Source organism: [Bacillus] caldolyticus (genome assembly GCF_003595605.1).
Classification (GTDB): Bacteria; Bacillota; Bacilli; order Bacillales; family Anoxybacillaceae; genus Geobacillus; species Geobacillus thermoleovorans.
On the sequence record NZ_CP025074.1, the window covers coordinates 1,665,198 to 1,683,367 of the forward strand.

Annotated in this window: 14 protein-coding genes; 8 read left to right on the forward strand and 6 right to left on the reverse strand. The window is 42.7% G+C overall.

All coding sequences use genetic code 11. The features are described from left to right. Nucleotide 1: 1 nt before the first annotated feature. A complete protein-coding gene (locus CWI35_RS08655; protein WP_119877668.1) occupies nucleotides 2-1,492 on the reverse strand; it encodes a TIGR02677 family protein in 1,491 nt (496 codons plus the stop codon). A gap of 144 nt (nucleotides 1,493-1,636) precedes the next feature. Here CWI35_RS08655 and CWI35_RS08660 point away from each other — a divergent pair, with 144 nt between their 5' ends. The 8 genes from CWI35_RS08660 to CWI35_RS08695 all read left to right on the forward strand — a co-directional run bounded on the left by CWI35_RS08660 (nucleotide 1,637) and on the right by CWI35_RS08695 (nucleotide 9,025). Continuing rightward, on the forward strand, nucleotides 1,637-2,284 hold the full coding sequence (locus CWI35_RS08660) for a coiled-coil protein (protein ID WP_020279669.1): 648 nt from the start codon (nucleotides 1,637-1,639) through the stop codon (nucleotides 2,282-2,284). Between the two features lie 474 nt (nucleotides 2,285-2,758). Beyond that, a complete protein-coding gene (locus tag CWI35_RS08665; RefSeq protein WP_014194799.1) occupies nucleotides 2,759-3,661 on the forward strand; it encodes a glycine betaine ABC transporter substrate-binding protein in 903 nt (300 codons plus the stop codon). A gap of 16 nt (nucleotides 3,662-3,677) precedes the next feature. Further along, complete coding sequence (locus CWI35_RS08670; protein WP_011229819.1) at nucleotides 3,678-4,805, forward strand: betaine/proline/choline family ABC transporter ATP-binding protein; 1,128 nt, start codon at nucleotides 3,678-3,680, stop codon at nucleotides 4,803-4,805. 254 nt (nucleotides 4,806-5,059) lie between these two features. Next, the gene (locus CWI35_RS08675) at nucleotides 5,060-5,689 is read left to right on the forward strand and encodes an ABC transporter permease (RefSeq protein WP_011229818.1); all 630 of its coding nucleotides are present in this window, start codon (nucleotides 5,060-5,062) and stop codon (nucleotides 5,687-5,689) included. Nucleotides 5,690-6,291: 602 nt separating this feature from the next. Continuing rightward, nucleotides 6,292-6,981, forward strand: a complete 690-nt coding sequence (locus tag CWI35_RS08680) for a lantibiotic protection ABC transporter ATP-binding protein (RefSeq protein WP_008881431.1) — start codon at nucleotides 6,292-6,294, stop codon at nucleotides 6,979-6,981. Nucleotides 6,982-6,999: 18 nt separating this feature from the next. After that, on the forward strand, nucleotides 7,000-7,746 hold the full coding sequence (locus tag CWI35_RS08685; protein WP_008881432.1) for a lantibiotic immunity ABC transporter MutE/EpiE family permease subunit: 747 nt from the start codon (nucleotides 7,000-7,002) through the stop codon (nucleotides 7,744-7,746). Nucleotide 7,747: 1 nt separating this feature from the next. Beyond that, entirely contained in the window at nucleotides 7,748-8,536 is a 789-nt protein-coding gene (locus CWI35_RS08690; RefSeq protein ID WP_004888811.1) for a lantibiotic immunity ABC transporter MutG family permease subunit, read from the forward strand. Between the two features lie 54 nt (nucleotides 8,537-8,590). Then, nucleotides 8,591-9,025: a NisI/SpaI family lantibiotic immunity lipoprotein gene (locus tag CWI35_RS08695; RefSeq protein ID WP_025039376.1), complete on the forward strand. Its 435-nt coding sequence runs from the start codon at nucleotides 8,591-8,593 to the stop codon at nucleotides 9,023-9,025. A 93-nt stretch (nucleotides 9,026-9,118) separates the two neighbouring features. Here the strand turns inward: CWI35_RS08695 and CWI35_RS08700 are convergent, their stop codons facing one another. The 5 genes from CWI35_RS08700 to CWI35_RS08725 all read right to left on the reverse strand — a co-directional run bounded on the left by CWI35_RS08700 (nucleotide 9,119) and on the right by CWI35_RS08725 (nucleotide 17,975). Further along, complete coding sequence (locus tag CWI35_RS08700; protein ID WP_014194795.1) at nucleotides 9,119-10,537, reverse strand: HAMP domain-containing sensor histidine kinase; 1,419 nt, start codon at nucleotides 10,535-10,537, stop codon at nucleotides 9,119-9,121. Continuing rightward, nucleotides 10,524-11,222 (reverse strand): response regulator transcription factor, encoded by a 699-nt coding sequence (locus CWI35_RS08705; protein WP_004888808.1) that lies wholly within the window; start codon nucleotides 11,220-11,222, stop codon nucleotides 10,524-10,526. The genes CWI35_RS08700 and CWI35_RS08705 overlap by 14 nt, the downstream gene beginning before the upstream one ends. Before the next feature lie 341 nt (nucleotides 11,223-11,563). Continuing rightward, the gene (locus CWI35_RS08715) at nucleotides 11,564-12,859 is read right to left on the reverse strand and encodes a lanthionine synthetase C family protein (RefSeq protein WP_014194793.1); all 1,296 of its coding nucleotides are present in this window, start codon (nucleotides 12,857-12,859) and stop codon (nucleotides 11,564-11,566) included. After that, complete coding sequence (locus CWI35_RS08720) at nucleotides 12,840-14,669, reverse strand: ABC transporter ATP-binding protein (RefSeq protein ID WP_063193647.1); 1,830 nt, start codon at nucleotides 14,667-14,669, stop codon at nucleotides 12,840-12,842. The genes CWI35_RS08715 and CWI35_RS08720 overlap by 20 nt, the downstream gene beginning before the upstream one ends. Before the next feature lie 165 nt (nucleotides 14,670-14,834). Continuing rightward, nucleotides 14,835-17,975 (reverse strand): lantibiotic dehydratase, encoded by a 3,141-nt coding sequence (locus tag CWI35_RS08725; RefSeq protein ID WP_014194788.1) that lies wholly within the window; start codon nucleotides 17,973-17,975, stop codon nucleotides 14,835-14,837. Nucleotides 17,976-18,170 lie beyond the last annotated feature (195 nt).

Sequence of the window (18,170 nt, forward strand, 5' to 3'; positions counted from 1 at the left end):
CTCACTCACCTCGCGAAAGCACATGAATTTCGTAGTTCGGCATCACGAGTTCTCCATCTTCTGCGAGAAGGCAAATCGTCCCCTCTTTGTTCACCACGTTGACAACCCACCCGTTTTCCGTCTTCATTGCTTGCCCCTCGCGCCCCATCGCTTTGGCGATCCAGCCGAGCAGCGTTTTCCGTACGTATGGGGTCACCTCAGGAAGGTCGGCAAGCACGATTTTCCCGTCGGTCACAAATTGCTTCAGCTCGGCTTCCTCGCGCGCTTTTTCTTCCAAATAGCGAAGACGCGCTTCTTCTTTCTCCCGTTCTTTGTCTTCAATCGCCTGCGGCTTTTTCTTTTCCCCATAATGGCGGACGCGCGGTTTCGTCACCCACTCGGCTGGCGGCTCGTCCCATACGTCGCGGTATATGTTGTCTGTCGCCCCGAAATCGGCGACGAGATGTTTCGTATGGAAGCAACCGAACACGACCGCTGACAGGCAGTGCGCCTCTTCAATCGATTCAAGGCGGGAAAACCAACGGGCCAAATGCAAGTAGTCGCCTTTGCGGCTGCGAAAATGGTGATGCCGCTCGCCAAGCCGTTGCACGACGCGCGTCAGGCGGCGAATCGCCTCATTCGTCTGGTATTGCAAAAACGAAAGCTCGCTCTCGCGCCCATCGCGGCCTAAAAACCATTCGCACAGGCTGCGCCACGTCTCCCATTTTTCTTCAATCTGGACAGCGCGCGGCGGCAGCGCATCGGCAAAGCGAGGGATGGACCTCTCATAGTCGACGACATGCTCGATGAACTGCCGAACCCCGTCTTCCGGCAAGTCTTCAAGCAATTGCTCAATCTGCATCGACGTTTTTTGCAAGGCGACGATAAAATCGCGCAAATAAGCAGTAAACTGCTCTTTATAAACGAGAAACGACTCCGATGTCATCCGCTCTTCCAAATTTTCACCGTGCAAATAAGCGATATAGTCGGCGGAATTTTGGATGATTTTTTTGAAATAATCGAACGTCTCTTCCCATACTTGATGCATTTCATCCGGCTGCTCTTGAAAATCAGAGGCGATGATCGTTTCCATGCGAGAAAGAGAGGCATACAAACGGTCAAACCGCGTTCTCTCGAGCGACCCCCCAAATGAATCCCCAAGCTGCTCGAGCGTGCGGATCATCCGTTCGATTTCGACCGTGTACGGGCTGCATTGATAGCGGAACCGCTTTTTCTTAAACTCTTCAATCGTCCGCACGTGAGAAGTCTCTTGACGGGCGATCAAGTTGTTCCATTTGACGAGCTGGTCGAGGTCTTGCTGCAGCTCTTCCTCAGTGTAATCGGCAAACTCCTCGTGCTGCTTTAAAAAGGCGTACACTTCTTCCGGAAACAAATATTGCCGCATCCGCTCGTGCTGAATGTAGAAATAGCGCAAAATCGCCCGGTAGCGGTGCGCGTTTTCCGTCGATAAATATTTTGTTTCGACAATGGGCTTCAACCACGTGGCGTCCATCTCCGTCCACCTTTGCTTCGGTTTTTTCCTATGTTTATTGTAACGATTTTCTCCGCTCTTTTTCTAGCAAAAACCGTTTTCCTATTTTTTCTCGCCATCGGCGCGCGTTTTTTGTAAAATAGAGGGGAAAAGGAGGTGAAACGAATGGAAGCGTTGCTGCGGGAAATTTTGCATGAAGTGAAAGCGACGCGCACGGCGGTCGAGTCGCTCGAGCAGCGGGTTGGCGCCTTGGAGGGACAAGTGGCCAATCTCAATGAAAGAACGGGTGCCCTTGAAGTGCTGGCGGCCAACCTTAATGAACGAACGGGCGCTCTCGAAGCGCAAATGGCCCAGCTCAATGAGCGGACGAGCGCCCTTGAGCAACAATTCACTCAGCTGAACGAGCGGACAAGCAACCTCGAACACCAAGTCGCCCAACTGAGCGAACGCATGGGCACCGTCGAACACCAAGTCGCCCAACTGAACGAACGCATGGGCACCGTCGAACACCAAGTCGCCCAACTGAACGAACAGACGAACACGCTTGCACGGCGAATCGACCTGCTTGATGAGCGCACGAACGAAACGAAGGCGATCGTTGAAGCGCTCCGCCATGGGCAAGAAGTGCTGACCGCCAAATACGAGGCGATGGCGCACGACCTTCATCATATGAAAGGCGACCTCACCCGTATCACATCCATCCTTGAAGACAAAGTGCTGCCTGCCCTCGCCGAACATGAAGCGGGACTCTCTGTTTTAAACGCCCGCGTCTTCAAAACGGAAAGCGCCCTTCATCGCCTTGTTCATGCGTAACACGTTCCCCTCAGAGAAATGTTCAACACCTATTCCCTTTTCACTAGGCAGCCGTGAGCTGCCTTTTTTGTTCGAGTGTTTATCGATTAGCCTTCACCTTGACCATTTGCCAAGGCGCCGGCCTTCTCGCGGCAAGTGGTAGCATCACCCCGCACTCTCGATGAACGGCGCGGGTCATGCCTGGCTGGCGCATCGATGGATGAACACGAGGCTTATGCAAACATCTCGAATTCGGAGCATCTAGGAGGATTCGCAAGCATTCCCGAGCATTTTTCAGGATCAAGGAGGAGAGAACGCTCATCGCCGCGAGAGCAAGCGAGAAGCAAACATATCGGCCGATACCAAATTTGCCAGCCGCACCCAAATTACGGTATCCTTTGTTTGTGACGCTTTTTCACCTCCCTCTGCGTCCTTTTGCTGCTTTTTTTATCCCCGTTCATTTGTATGATATCAGCTGAAAAAGAAGGAGGAATTGTGTTGCGAAAATGGATGATGACTTTGCTCGCTGTCGGGCTTGTATTTGGACTAGCGGCCTGCAGCGGAACGAGTGATGCGAAAGGAAAAATTGTTATCAGTGGGAAGAAGTTTACCGAGCAAGTTATTTTGACGCATTTACTGGCGGAGTATGTGAAGGCCAACACCGATTTGGACGTGGAAGTGAAGGACAGTCTAGGCGGCGCGTTTATGCTCCAGCAGGCCATTGAAAATGGCGATGTCGACATGTATGTCGAGTACACGGGGACAGGGTATTTGAACATTTTAAAACAGCCGTACGATCCTAAAAAGACGCCCGAACAAATTTACAACGAAACAAAGAAATTATATAAGGAAAAATACAACATCGCTTGGCTCAAACCACTCGGGTTTAACAACACCTACGCCTTGGCCATGCGCAGAGACTTGGCGGAAAAGCTCGGGGTAAAAACGTACTCCGATTTGGCCAAACACTCGTCCTCCCTCACCTTCGGGTCGGACGCCGAGTTTTTTGAGCGAAGCGACGGCTATGACGGGCTTGTTGATACGTACGGGTTTCAGTTCAAGAAAAAAGTGACGATCGACCCAGACTTGCAATACGAAGCAGCGAAAAATGGAGAGATTGACGTCATCACCGCCTACACGACCGATGCCCGGATAAAAAAATATGATTTGGTCGTATTGAAAGATGACAAACAGTACTTCCCGCCGTACCACGCCGTGCCGATCATCCGCCAGGAAGTGTTGGATGCCAACCCGGATCTCGAAGAAAAACTGAACAAGTTGGCCAACATTTTGACCGATGAAAAAATGATGGAACTAAACGGCGAAGTGAACTTGGAAGGAAAACGGCCGCGTGAAGTGGCGATTGACTTCTTAAAAGCGGAAGGACTGATCGACTAGAAAGCGAGGAATTTGGATGATTCGATTTGAAAACGTCACGAAACAGTATGAGGACGGCTTTGTCGCCTTAAAAAATATCAATCTTGAAATTCGCAAAGGCGAGCTTGTCGCCCTCATCGGGCCGAGCGGCTGCGGGAAAACGACGACAATGCGGATGATCAACCGCTTGATCGAGCCGACATCAGGCAAAGTGTACATCGATGGGCAAGACATTTCCCAGCTTGACCCGGTTGAGCTGCGGCGCAACATCGGCTACGTCATCCAGCAAATCGGGCTGTTTCCGCATATGACGATCGCAGAAAACATCGCACTTGTGCCGAAACTAAAAAAGTGGGAAAAACACGCCTATGAAAAACGGGTTGACGAATTGCTTGAGCTCGTCGGATTGGATCCAGCGACATTCAAGCATCGCTATCCGTCGGAGCTCAGCGGCGGGCAACAGCAGCGCGTCGGCGTCGTTCGCGCGTTGGCCGCAGAACCGGATATCATTTTGATGGATGAGCCGTTCAGCGCTCTTGACCCGATCAGCCGCGAACAGCTGCAAGATGACATCGTCCGCTTGCAAGAGGAGATTCACAAAACGATCGTCTTTGTCACCCATGATATGGATGAAGCCATTAAAATCGCCGATCGGATTGCGCTCATGAAAGACGGGGAAATCGTCCAGTTTGCGACGCCGGACCAAATGCTTCGGCGGCCGGCGAACTCCTTTGTCCGCGAGTTTATTGGTGAAGACCGGCTGCGGATCCGCCATACGGCCGTGCCGACGGCGGAGGATTTAATGTCGGCTGACGTCGCGACGATCTCGCCGCGGCGCGGCTTGGCCGAAGCGTTCCGATTGATGAAAGCGAAAAAGGTCGACAGTTTGGTCGTCGTCGATAAAAAGCAGGTCTTTCTCGGCATCGTCACCTTAAAACAAATCGAACAGCGCTACCAAGAAGAACATTTATTAGTCGCCGACATCGCCGACTACGATGTGACGACGTTGTCGAAAGAAGCGGACGTCACCAACGTCGCCGCCCTGTTCCAAGACCCGGATGTGCGCATCATTCCGGTGTTGGACGGCGACCGGCTCGTCGGCGGGATCACGCGCTCGAGCATGATGCGCGCACTCGCGGAGTGGACGTTCCAGCAACATGCCTAATGCCAACGAAGACGGGCGAATGGGGGCTTGAAAAAACGATGCCGCCCCGTTTCTTGTCATCTAGCCAGAAACGTTGCCGCGGCCGTCGCCCCGCCTGAATCACACGTCTCATTTTGAAAAGACAAGGCCGCTCCAAGCGGGCTTGCCGATGGGATTCGTTCCGCTAGTGAACCAAAACCTTTTCAAGTTTTCGGTCTCAGCCCATGACCAAGCGGCAGCCACCCGCTGCCGCTTTTCCGCCAAGGAGGGATACGATGGAATTATTGCAGACGTTTATCGAACGAAAGAATGATATTTGGATCGCCTTTCAAGAACATGTGCTCTTATCCGCCATCGCTATGAGCATTGCGATCGTCATAGCCGTGCCGCTCGGTGTGGTGTTGACGCGGTATCGCAAACTCGCCGAGCCGATTATCGGCATTGCCGCCATCATCCAAACGATTCCGAGCTTGGCGTTGCTTGGATTTATGCTGCCGATTTTCGGCATCGGCAAACTGCCGGCGATTATCGCCTTGACGCTTTATGCCCTATTGCCGATTTTGCGTAACACGTACACGGGCATTCTCGGCGTTGACCCGACGCTCGTTGACGCCGGACGAGGGATGGGGATGACATCGCGGCAAATTTTATGGATGGTCGAGCTTCCCCTCTCGCTTCCCGTCATTATGGCCGGCGTGCGCACCGCGACGGTGCTGACGATCGGCGTCGCCGCCTTAGCGACGTTTATCGGCGCCGGCGGGCTTGGCGACTTGATCGACCGCGGTCTGCGCATCGCCGACAAAAACTTAATTTTAGCCGGCGCCATCCCAGCCGCCATGTTGGCGATTGTGTTTGACTGGCTGCTGCGCAAAGTGGAAAAGAAAGTGACGCCCAAGGGGCTGTAATCAGCCCTTTGGCGCCACCCCAACAAGAATTTGAACACCACTCTCCCCTGCTTACTCGCCCCGGAGCGGGCGAGAATATTTATATAGATATAACCCCTGACGTTCGTATTAATCAAAATGAATGCTTGTCAATGATTATTTGAGTAAGGATACAAAACGGAGGAAGTTCAGTCCAGTTTTTGCTGCCATAAATAAGATTTGAAAATCATTGTGGGTTGGGTGATTCCCACCCCACAAATGATATGTTTTGTTCATTAGTCAACCGCCTCCCACTCCCTATGTACGAACTACAACATCCCCCTTGACCATTCTGTTTCCTCACCACATGTGACATCAGCTTAACCGCTCAAATCCATCGATATTTCCAATCATTTTCATTCACTGATCAATGAAGAACGCTGATCACGGCAACAGCAAACGATAAACCAAGGTACGAAGCCCAATCTGTAAAAAACATCATCCATGTGCTCATTTTCTTATAAAAACATTACATTGAGCCATTAATATGAAACACAGCACGGATATCGCCATCGCTCCTTTCGCTAATGCCAGCTAAAAGCAACATCACCACCCAATTTTCTATATATAGGAGGAGAATGAACATGGGAGAGTATATGTTAGAGACCCATCATGTAAGCAAAGCGTTTGGGAAACAACTCGTCGTAGATGATGTATCCATTAAAGTCAAGAAACAGACGGTTTATGGATTGCTCGGACCAAATGGAGCCGGAAAGTCAACCCTTTTAAAAATGCTGACAGGGCTTTTGCGTCCTACGAAAGGGGAAATCATGATCAACGGCCATCCTTGGAGCAGAAAAGACTTAAAAGATATCGGTGTGCTGATCGAATCCCCTGCTCTTTACGGCAATCTAACGGCTCATGAAAACTTGCTTGTTCACGCTAAATTGCTTCATTTGCCTGAGTCGCGGATCCAAGAAGTTTTGAACATCGTCGGCTTAGAAAATACAGGGAAAAAGAAAGCATCTCAATTTTCCCTCGGAATGAAACAGCGATTAGGAATTGCCAAAGCGCTTTTAAACCATCCAAAGCTGCTCATTCTCGACGAACCAACAAACGGCTTGGACCCATTAGGCATACAGGACTTGCGAAAACTCATTCAATCGTTTACCGAAAACGGGATCACCGTCATTCTATCGAGCCATATTTTGTCCGAAGTTAAGCAATTAGCCGATTATATTGGCATTATCCAAAACGGAAAACTCAGGTACGAAGGGAAAATAGACGAAAGCCAAGATCTCGAAAAACTCTTTGTCGATGTAGTGAACGAGTAATGAAGGAGGATGGAAATCATGCTCAATATGTTCGAGTCAGAACGTTTAAAATATAAGCGGACGTTTGCGAAAAAACTTGTATTCATCGCTCCGCTTTTCTTTGTCCTGTACGCCATCATCACCATGCCAACTATAAATTCCACACACAATTATTTTGAATATGCCGTATTTAATTGGTGGCCATTGATTTTTGTTCCGATTGGAACAGCCTTGATCGCTTCCTTGTCAACGGTAAGGGAGAAAAAGTCAGGAAACGATAAAGTGTTGCGTTGTCACGACATTAGCATCGTGCGTCTATGGTGGAGCAAAATCACCGTCATCGCCTATTACATGTTGCTCTCAACAATAGAGCTGATCATCTTACTTGTTTTATTGAAATGGCTTTTTCCCAACAGCCTCTCATCAGCTACGGTCGCCGTATTCGCCAGCTTGGTCATTTGGTTGACCTCTTTAGCCTATATCCCGATCGGATTATTTGTGGCCGAGCGGTTCGGGATGGTAGTCTCGATCATTGTCAGTGTCATTGGCCTCGCCTTAGGGGTAGTCATGGCCGCACAACCGTATTGGCTGTTCATCCCATGGAGCTGGGGAATGAGGATGATGTGCCCGATCGTCGGGGTTCATCCGAACGGTGTTCCTTTGGAAAAAGGGAGTCCGCTATTGGATCCTTCTGTCATTCCAATAGGCCTGGCGATCGCCCTTGTCATGTTTCTATTGTTATCTTTTTTAACCGCCGTTTGGTTTGCGCGAAAGGAAGTGTATTGACATGTCGTTTCTTCGCCTTCTGTCATCCGAATGGATAAAAACAAAACGCACAGCGATTCGGATGATGGTCATCATCACGCCAATCATTTATTCTCTCTTTATGGTATGGTATTTTTCGCACTACCGTACCTCTACGTTTTGGCAGATGAAAATCTATCAAGGATTTTTTGAAGTAATGGCCGTTTCCTTACCGATCATTATCTCCCTACTGACTGGGCTGATGTCCTATCAAGAAGAAAAAGCAGGAAGTTTCATGAACATCTTGACCGGTCCTGTATCCAAAGTTCAATGGTATGTTGGCAAACTCACGCTGCTCATCTTTATTGCATGCGCGGACATCTTGCTAGCGACGATTCTCATGCTCTTTGGAATGAAATACGTACTCAAAGTGGCGCACATTCATTATCAGTTATTTTTGCAAGGAGCCATGCTCTCCATCGTGGGCTCACTCATCCTTTTTTCTTTGCATCTGTTCATCAGCTTTGCCTTTGGAATGGGAGCCTCGATCGCAGTAGGAAGCGGCGGATTTCTCATTTCTGCCCTGATTGGCGCAACTTCCTTAGGTGATCACGTATGGAGCTATATTCCTTGGGCTTGGGCTGTTCGTCTCTCACAATTTCCGATTCTTATGATGCCCGAAGTAAAGCAAACCTTGGGGGCGCAGTTATTAAGTTCCTTTTCGCTATCATTATGGGAAGGAATAGCCTATGCCCTTCTAAGCTTCATCATCGTCACCATCATCGGTTCGATCTGGTTTCATCGTTGGGAAGGAAATCAACCACATGAATGAAAGTTCACTGCTTCCTCTCAATGGGATGGTAAAAAAGGAGGTTTCAGAGTAACGATGAAAAACTCTATCTTACTCCTCATGTTGATTGGAATCCTCTTTATAGCAGGTTGTTCACTTGTCAGTAACTTAAAAAAGACAGCCACACAAAATATGGAGATCGATCGGAAATTACCAAAATACGAGTTGAACAAAGAAAATTTGCAAGAAATTCACTATCAAGGCCGAACGTACATGATTCAAGCAGCAAAAGTCGATCGGAATCAATTGAACAAACCGATCGGGAAAGTAGCGGAGACGATTACCATCAATGAGCATCATCAAATCTTGAGTAAAAAAGAGCTGCGAAAGATCGAAGTCATTCCCGATCAAACGGATGAAAAACGAACTCACTTGAACTTTGGCTGGGTATACAGCATCAAAGGCGTAAACCCAGATGAAGAAGTAGCTGTTACGGTGAACCACCAATTTTTGATTGCTAAAAGAAAATAAAGGCTTAGAGACTGTCAGCTAGGGAAAGAGAAATTCCTCCCTAGCTGCATTCTCCACTCTCGATAACGGCGGAAAGCCCATAAGATTGGATGATTAATCAGATAGCTCCTTAATATAAAATTCAACCGTCGCTCCACCTTTTTCATTGTTGTAGGCCCAAATTTCACCGCCATGATGATTCACAATTCTTTTAGCAATATACAGTCCTAATCCAACATGATTTTTATACTGCTTATCCTGGTAAAAAGGCTGGAACAACAAAGACGTATCGTTTTCTTTAAATCCCGTTCCTGTATCTGAACAGCGAAAATAGATTTTACACTCATTCCCCTCTTTTTCATCATGTACTTCCAACTTAATTTCTCCGCTTTTTGTAAACCTCAGGCTGTTGTATAAAATATTGTCCAACACTCTCATTAACATCGCTTCATCAAGTATGTAAGATGATTTTTGCAAATTCACATCAAAGCAAATGTTTATCGATTTTTGATGGTAAACCATTGTTGAGATCTCTAGTTTTTTCTCCTCAAGGATTTGCCTTACATCCACTTCTTTTCCATTCAATGAGAAGTGGTCATTCTCCACTTTATAGAGCAACGACAAATTATCTGTCAACATGGTCATCTTCCCACAGTTTTTGCGAATAATCTCTAAATGGGGAGTGACATCAAAGTGGTCCAACTTTCTCAAATCTTGAATCAAATCAATTTGTCCTTGGATGACCGTTAACGGGGTTCTGATATCATGTGCGATCGATGATACCATCATTTTTCGTTCGTCATCGGTCTTTGCTAAACGTTCCACCATTTCTTTCAGTGCACTGATCATGGTATTAAAGGAATCCTGGATCTTGATAAACTCTTTTCTTTTCAACCCCGAGACTTGAAAATCAAAATTCCCGCTTGCAATGTGATCAGAAGCCTGGAGCAACAATTTGACATTATGAAACAATGATTTGTACAGCCTAGATGTAAAGAAAATCAAATAGACAATAAAAAAGATCAACGGAGAAATAAACATCACAGCATAAATCAACACGGCTTCCAAGCGATTTTGATTGTTAATGATGAACCCAAAAGGCGCTTTCAACACATATACCGCCTGAATGGCGTTATCATGCTTCAGGGGAATGAACCGATACACATAGCTTCCTTTTACAATCTCACGGTTGATCGATTGACTAATATCTACTTGATCGTCTATAATTTCTCGATCACCATACAGATGCTTACCGCTGATGTCTACAACTTCTCCCTGTATCTTTTCACTGTAACGATGAATGGGAATTAATCTCCCCTTGAAAATCGCCTCTTCGTTTTCTTTCACCTTTTTTTCAATCAAATCCAAATCCTTCACGAAATAATTGGTCGGTTTCACCACATCGTTCGTGGTTAATGTCATAATCAAATAGATTACGCATAAATAGGTAACGGCCGAAGAGATCACTGTTGCCAACACTACCTTCACAACCAACAAGTAAAAATCTCGTTTGATTGTTTTATCGTTTTTCATTGCTCACATCCCATTTATAGCCGAGCCCATATAATGTTTGAATATAAGAGGTTTCTGGATCGACGTCCTTGATTTTTTTTCGAATATTTTTGATGCTTTCTGTAACCGTGTCTAACTGGCTGTCGGAGTCAATCCCCCATACTCGTTCAAAGATTCTTTCTTTGGAGAAAACGACCTTTTTATTGAGCATCAACAACTTCACAATCTCATATTCTTTTTTTGTTAACGGTAATTTCTTTCCTTTACAAAAGACTTCATTAGCCAAAAGATCAATCGTAATATTTTTAGAACTCAAAAGATATCTCTCGTTTGAACGAATCCGTTCTTCCCTTCTTAAATGAGAATCAATTCTCGCCTTTAACTCCTTTAAGCTGAACGGCTTGGTGATGTAGTCATCCCCACCGATCGCCAGAGCTTGAACCTTATCTTCCTCCAGCGTTTTAGCACTAACAAATACAATAGGGTAATCAACCCGATCACGAATGATTGTACACAGCTCCATTCCGTCAATTCCTTCCATCATGATATCCAACACAATCAAATCAAAATCGTCGTTTATCATCTTCAACGCTTCTACACCGCTGTGGACCGTTTCTACCTGATAATGATGAAGCTCCAAATATTGTTTAATGGTGCAGCAAATATCTTCATCATCATCAACGACCAAAATTTTCTTGTTATTCATCTTTTGATCCCCCATACAGTTGAATCGCATTTTAACCTATTCCATCCCCATATCATGGGGTAATCTCATAACACCGTTGCGTTGTTCATAGGTGCAATGTGAAGCTTTACTCTTTGTTGCTTTTTACTAAAAAATGCGCACGTCTTGAGTGACGCCCGGGTGAAAGACACCTCTTGTCTATGAACCTTTTCCAACATATTTGATCGATGACCGGTTGATCGAACAACACCCTTTTTAGGGAGTTGTTCGACCGATCGGTACGCCAAGGTATGATGGAGCCCCCTCTGCGGCTTGCCTCTAACCATCGATCAGTCGGCTTTTCCATTGTATATAAACAACATTTAAACTTCAGATAATAAAAATGCACAATCCCAAGGCGTTTTTTTCGAGTTTTGTATAGCTAATATCGTCAATAAAATTCCCGCTGTTCCATCGATTAGTCCCACATAATCATAATATTTCGTGCTTCCTTCGCTCTCCTCAATATTTTTAAAGCCAAAAGGGAATTCCTCATTATAAAATTTTATTATATCATCGACTAATTTGCAGGCGGCTTCCTTAAAATCGCTGATATTCGTTTCTTCATAAAATCTGTTGCATATATACGCAACTCCCGATAAACCATGACAGAAGGAAGGAGAAAAAATGTTGTAAAGCCGTTTGCTTGCCAGTTTCATTCCGCTGACAGCACAATCAATGTATGATTGATTATTTAGAGTTTTACCTGCTATAAGTAACGAATAAGCAACACCAGGCGTGCCATAACACCAGGCATCCCTTGTATCTTTGTTTAGGACAGAGCCATTTTTGTATTCCTCTAGAGAAACATGAGTCCCCCAATAAGAGCCATTTTCATCTTTAATTTGAAACTTCATAAGAAAATCAGCTATTCTTTGAATGCATTCATCTTGCCCATCTACGTAAATATTCAGTTTTTTAGCATTGCACAAGACAATGAGTAAAGCAGGTATACCGTGAGACAACCCAATGTTAAAGAAACCCGATGGCCATTTTCTCCTTTCAGTGTCTGAAAAAGCATTCTTTGGGGGAATATACCAGCCAGGAACGTTGATATCCTCCATTTGTTTATCTTGAGATAAATCTATAATGTATTTTAAGATTAACGTAATACTTTTTTTCATCTCTTGCGGAAATAATAGGCAGTAGCTCGCTATACCCGCTACTCCCGAAATAGCATCGTAATCGTCCATATTCGGATACGGTTTCTGTTTCAAATACTCGATCATTTCTCCGATTCTTTCTTCGATGGCTTGATTAATCGTTGAGATAAAGTTTTGATACCTTTTTCCTCCCTTGGATAAACATACTGCAGCAAGGCCGATCCCTGCCAATCCGGTAAACATGGATAAAGAAGGGAAGCCGTGTTGATTCATTTGTTCACCGATTTTTTTGATGTATTGATGCCCTAATAAATCCCAACCTTCATCCGGATATTGTTCGCCCAATTCGCCGTACAGCGCACATAAGGCTGGTAACCCATGGCTTAAACTTAACTCATTAAACGGATTTATCGTCTTGTTTCCAATTTTAATATAATTACTTGGGTGATTGACGATTCGCTTCATATTCTCATAATCCGACAATTTTTTCGCAAGATTACAAACCAGCGCTTTCATTGAGATGCTCATACTCCTCCTCGTTTTTCAAAGCTTCCAATTCATACATTCTTCTGTATAACTCATTCGTAGCTAACAATTCCCAATGCGTACCTATACCGACAATTTCACCATCATTCATTACTACGATTTTATCGGCAAGCTTAGCTGTTGATAGACGATGTGAGATAAAGATACCAATTTTATCTTTTGTCATATTGATAAACATATCAATGACTTCTTTCTCGGAAATGGGATCCAGTGCCGAGCTAGGTTCATCCAATATATATACGGATGCATCCCGAAATAACGCCCTAGCAATCGCTACTTTTTGCCACTGTCCTCCCGAAAGCTGAACACCGTCGACAAACCATAAACCAAGCTGAGTATCTAAATCCTCGATAAAATTTACTCTCGCCCTCTCCATGGCTTGTTTTAATTCTCCGTCACGATCAATGCGCGTAATATCGCCAAACCCCACGTTTTCCCTTAATTTCAATTCATACTTCACAAAATCTTGGAACAACACGGCAATGTTTTTTCTCAATTGTTCCGTATCCAAATCATTGATGGACACACCATTATAAAAAATGCTATCCTCATCGTGTTCATACAATTTCAATAAAAGTTTTATAAGGGTGCTTTTTCCTGATCCATTTGCACCGACGATGGCTATTCTTTCCCCTTTGTTGATGTCGAGGTTAATATTTTTCAATACTACTTTTGGATTCGTTGGATAACGAAACGTTAAATTTCTTATCTTAATATTTTCGATTTTGTCTATCCCTGATACGAATCGATCTCCTTTGTCCAATACTTCTTCGTCTAACCCCAAAAATTCAAACAGTTGGTTGATATATAAATTGTTTTTATACAGGGAATGGATGATATTCAATATTTTCTTAGAGTTGCTAGAAATTAAGTTCAAGGCCTGAATAAGCCCTACGACGTGACCTATAAGGATTTCACCTGCCAACGCCGAAATGATGATGATAACAAGTACGGTATTGATACATATTTGTTCAACGAGCTCAAAAATAAATGTAAAAACCGTTCTTCTTTTAAAAAGATGGATATCCTGCTCGACGAACGTTTTGTTGATTTCTTTAAATTTGTTCAAAATATAGCCTGCCAAGTTATATATTTTGACTTCTTTGAACGTGTTGTCTCTTGTCATTAGGTAAGACAAATACCATGATTTCCTTTTTTCCGGTGCACGCAACCAACTAACATTAAACTCTCTTTGGCCAATCTTGAAAAAATAAAAAGAAAAAACGAGTGGTATGAAGATTAATATAATCAACACCCACGGTTTCCAATGGATCAGAATCATCATCGATGAAAAAAAGGTTACAATCGCCGATATTGCACCTAATATGGATAAAAACACTTCAAATGGTTTATACGGCGTTTCATTCTGTACTCTTTGCAACATATCATAAACTTCGGCATCCTCAAAATGCTGTAAAGACAATCTTGTACACTTGTCCATGATTTGCAAATTAAGTTTGTAGTTGATGAGAGTTTGAAACTTATTTTGGTAATATTCCATGAAACTGCTGATGATCTCGCTGAGTAAAACAGCAGAAATATAAAAGATCAATGCCGATATAATAATATGAATATTTTGGGACCCGATTGCATTCAACAAGTTTTGCGAACCGAGCAATGTAACAATCGGTGCGCCTCCCATTAATAAGCTTAAGAAAATAATGATAAAAAAACTTTGTTTGTCGACGTTCTTTATAAGAACAAGCGTCTTGGGAACTATCCTTATTGATTTCACAATATCTTTGATAGTAACGTGATCATCATACTCTTTTATATTCATAACATTTTCAATCCCCGCATGCTAAAATGAGATCTTCTTCCCGTCATAAAAGTTTTTTCACCTGAATACACAAAAGAGAGCTTGTCGAGCTTTTGTTGAAAAAAGTCCAAGTCGTGGGTCCATTATATATCGTCTCCCCAATGCTTGGACAAATGGATAACATCTTTAATTTTTTAACACTAATCCATGAGCTTTAATATACTTTAATGCATATAACGTATGGGCAACTAATGTACGGATTTTCTTTTCAAATTCTCGATCAATGCCGAATAGCCTGTTACAGTGTAAATGAATCACACTGTCTAAAATAGATAATTCAGAAGAAGCTTCGAGACCGTCCTGGATCTTGCTTGCATACTCTTTTATGCTTCTGTTTCTTTGGTTCAAAACGTTTAATAATAACATCCCCTCATCAGTGTCTCTTAACCCTTGCCAATCATTATCCGTATTACAAACTTTCATGTAAACAGATCGATTCTTTTGAAAATCTTCACGATAGTCTTGTTTGTTGACTTGCTGTTGCAAGAAATCCAATTGACTTTCATAATTTAGGCCGAACTGTTCCATATAATGAATGATGGAAACCATTCCGATCACTTCATCGCTAAATTGAATATGTTTCAAACGTTTTAACTTTAATATGTCCTCTACTACTATGCTATCGAAGAAAAATAAGTTTTCTGCAAGATCGATCAATTCTGTTCCACCATAACGCTCAATTTCTCTTTCATAGCAGTCGATGGAAAAACGACTCACCACTCTTTTGTCGATTAACGTTCGCAGCCATTGTTTCATATCCGGATAAATCTGCAGAAGTTTCTCTTCACTGGCATTCAGCCTTAATCTTATATGTTGCTCCGGGTCGGCATACCGTATAAAGAAATACTTTTCAATTTCTCCTTTAGCCAATTTTTCGCGACAATATTCTGAAAGATAAAAGGCGATGAAATCATCCGCTCTAGAATGGACCCCGTACAATTTTAAATAAAGCCAATTTTCAAAAGGCAACTTGACTCTTATATCTGAAAAACTTGGGATATGATTTGATTTTTTCGCTTTGGCATACCATTGACGATTTTCTTGTTTTACTTTCACTAGCGGAATGACCAATTCACAAACATACTCTTTTTCGGCATCATCTTTAACTAAATGAAGATCAGCCTCTTCATAAGAACTTAGAATAATGTTTCCGTATCTATTGTTAAATTCGTGATGAAGAATTCTTAAACAATTTTCATCCTCTGTATTCAACAAAATCCGATTATCTGCAAAAGTCAAATAAACATATTTCGGCACATCGTAATCAGAACAAAATTTTTTAAAGCGTTTTTCAAATTCCGTAAAACTAATTTTGTCGTTTGTTTTAATAATCTTATTGATCACCCATTTTCGCGGTGCTATGACGAAATTTTTGTATTCAATTGCCGGTATGTAAGCATAGTCTTGAAAGATTGTATCCCAAGGGAAATTACACCAAATTTTTTTGCCATCTAAGCTTATATCATACAAAAAACGAATCGCATTCGGGGCATTTTGGGTATTCAACATATTATTCATAGTAATAATCAACTTTTTATTTAGTGTTTTGCTTTTGGCATAAAACATATCGTTCTCTATGCCGATCAAAATATCATTTAAGCTCAATCGATGATATTCATCTTTGCTGTTGTTAGTAAACAACGCAAGTTCGTATTCGCTGTTATGAATATTTCTTGTCACATTGGCATGTCTCGTTTCATTTGGCAAATAAACAAGCTCACAAGTTACATACTCGCCACTATCATTATTCAAGTTCAACATTTCTTTATTTAACGTTTCGAAGAGTTTCTCTTCCCCTTCCATCATATAAGAAAACCTTCCAAAACTTTTCCCCGCATGGGTCGATCCTAAATTAGGACCAATATAGTATTTGAAATGATTGTGCTCAAGATCTTGTTCCGAGTCACATTTTATAATGACGTTAATGTCTAATGAATCCGGGATGCTTTGGTAATCATAATCATCTAGACCCAATTCTTTTATCTCGTCTTCTGTTATTGTTATACTTTTTTTGTCTTTAACCGCCTCGATATATTTATGAAGAAAATATTCTCTTAACTGCTCATCAATCAATTGATGGGGTACACCTACAGCGAGTCTTGCGTTTTTCGGGTTTGTATAATCCATAGGTGCTCCTATACCAAGATCATTATCAAGCATTTCTAGTAAAGGAACTTCTCTGTCCACCCCATATTTTTCGATAAATTCTTGCTTGTACCTCGAAAGTGGAGAATCTGTTTGTTGATAGGTCATCGAAAAAGGTAGAAGTATGTGCATTAGTTCATTTACATCTTTTATCACTTGCTTGTTCAGTTTCTTTTCTTGTAAGTTTAACTTCATATCAACTTGTAACACATTTTTGGTATCGGCTAACTTTTTCATTTTTTTATGTAACTCTTTATATATTTGCTCCCCTTCTCCTAACGGAGTCATGGTATATGTGCGAATCTTTTGTTGAATATCAATTAATTCGTTACTCCACTCTTCTATATGGCTTTCTTTCAATCGCTTTATCAGATAATCAAGCTGATCCATTACTGTTAATGGTGGGCGGAGATTGGAAATTAAAAATTCGTTTTCTATTAGTTGCTTGAGAAAACGTTCAATTTTTTCCTCACTCGTATTTGGAAATTGTTTTATTAATTCTTTTTTTAATGTTTGGTAATGGATCAAGTGACGAGCTAATTCACACGTGATTTTAAAAGGAAGGGTGACTCTGACGCTGATTTCATTGACTCGCTTGTCATCGTCTTTTCGTGTCGAATGTAGTAAATATGCCCGTTCTCCTTTTAAAAATATACTGTCATTCACCGTGAACCATAATTGCTCATATTGTTCTTGTTCCAATTTCTTTACAATCTTCATCAGCCATTCTAAATCTGGCCTAGCAAATTTCTTATATTTATTCGTTCCATATCTTATTGATGTATTTTCATCCGTGTATTCACCAAAGTCTACTCCTGCAAAAAGACCAAATGGCGTTGGTCTCGTGCTAATTCTTATCAAATACTTATAAATGGCTTTGATAAAATAATCGTATTTTTTTATTTCCTTGCCGTTGCAAAAATCAATCATTTTATTATATAAACTTTTACTCGCTACTAAGATACTCTCTCTAAATACAGGGTTATGACAAATTTCCAACAGACGCTCTTTCATTTCTCCCTCAGTCAATTTTTGATCAAAAAATCTTAAATAGTTGTCTACTGATAAAACCGGTGTTCGAATCATAAACGTATCGATGTTTTTAAAGATAAGATCTTTCATAAATCAAGCCTCCAACTCAATGATTCTCAATCTTCCGTAAATTGCGTGACTCTTTTTACAAGATCTGCACCCAATTACAGTGCTGAATTTGTCCTGAACCACGTTGCAAAGTAGGTATGGAGGGACCTGTATTCATGATTTGAGTGATTTCTTCCGAATGTTAACTGTCCTACAGCCGGATAAAATGTTTCTCGA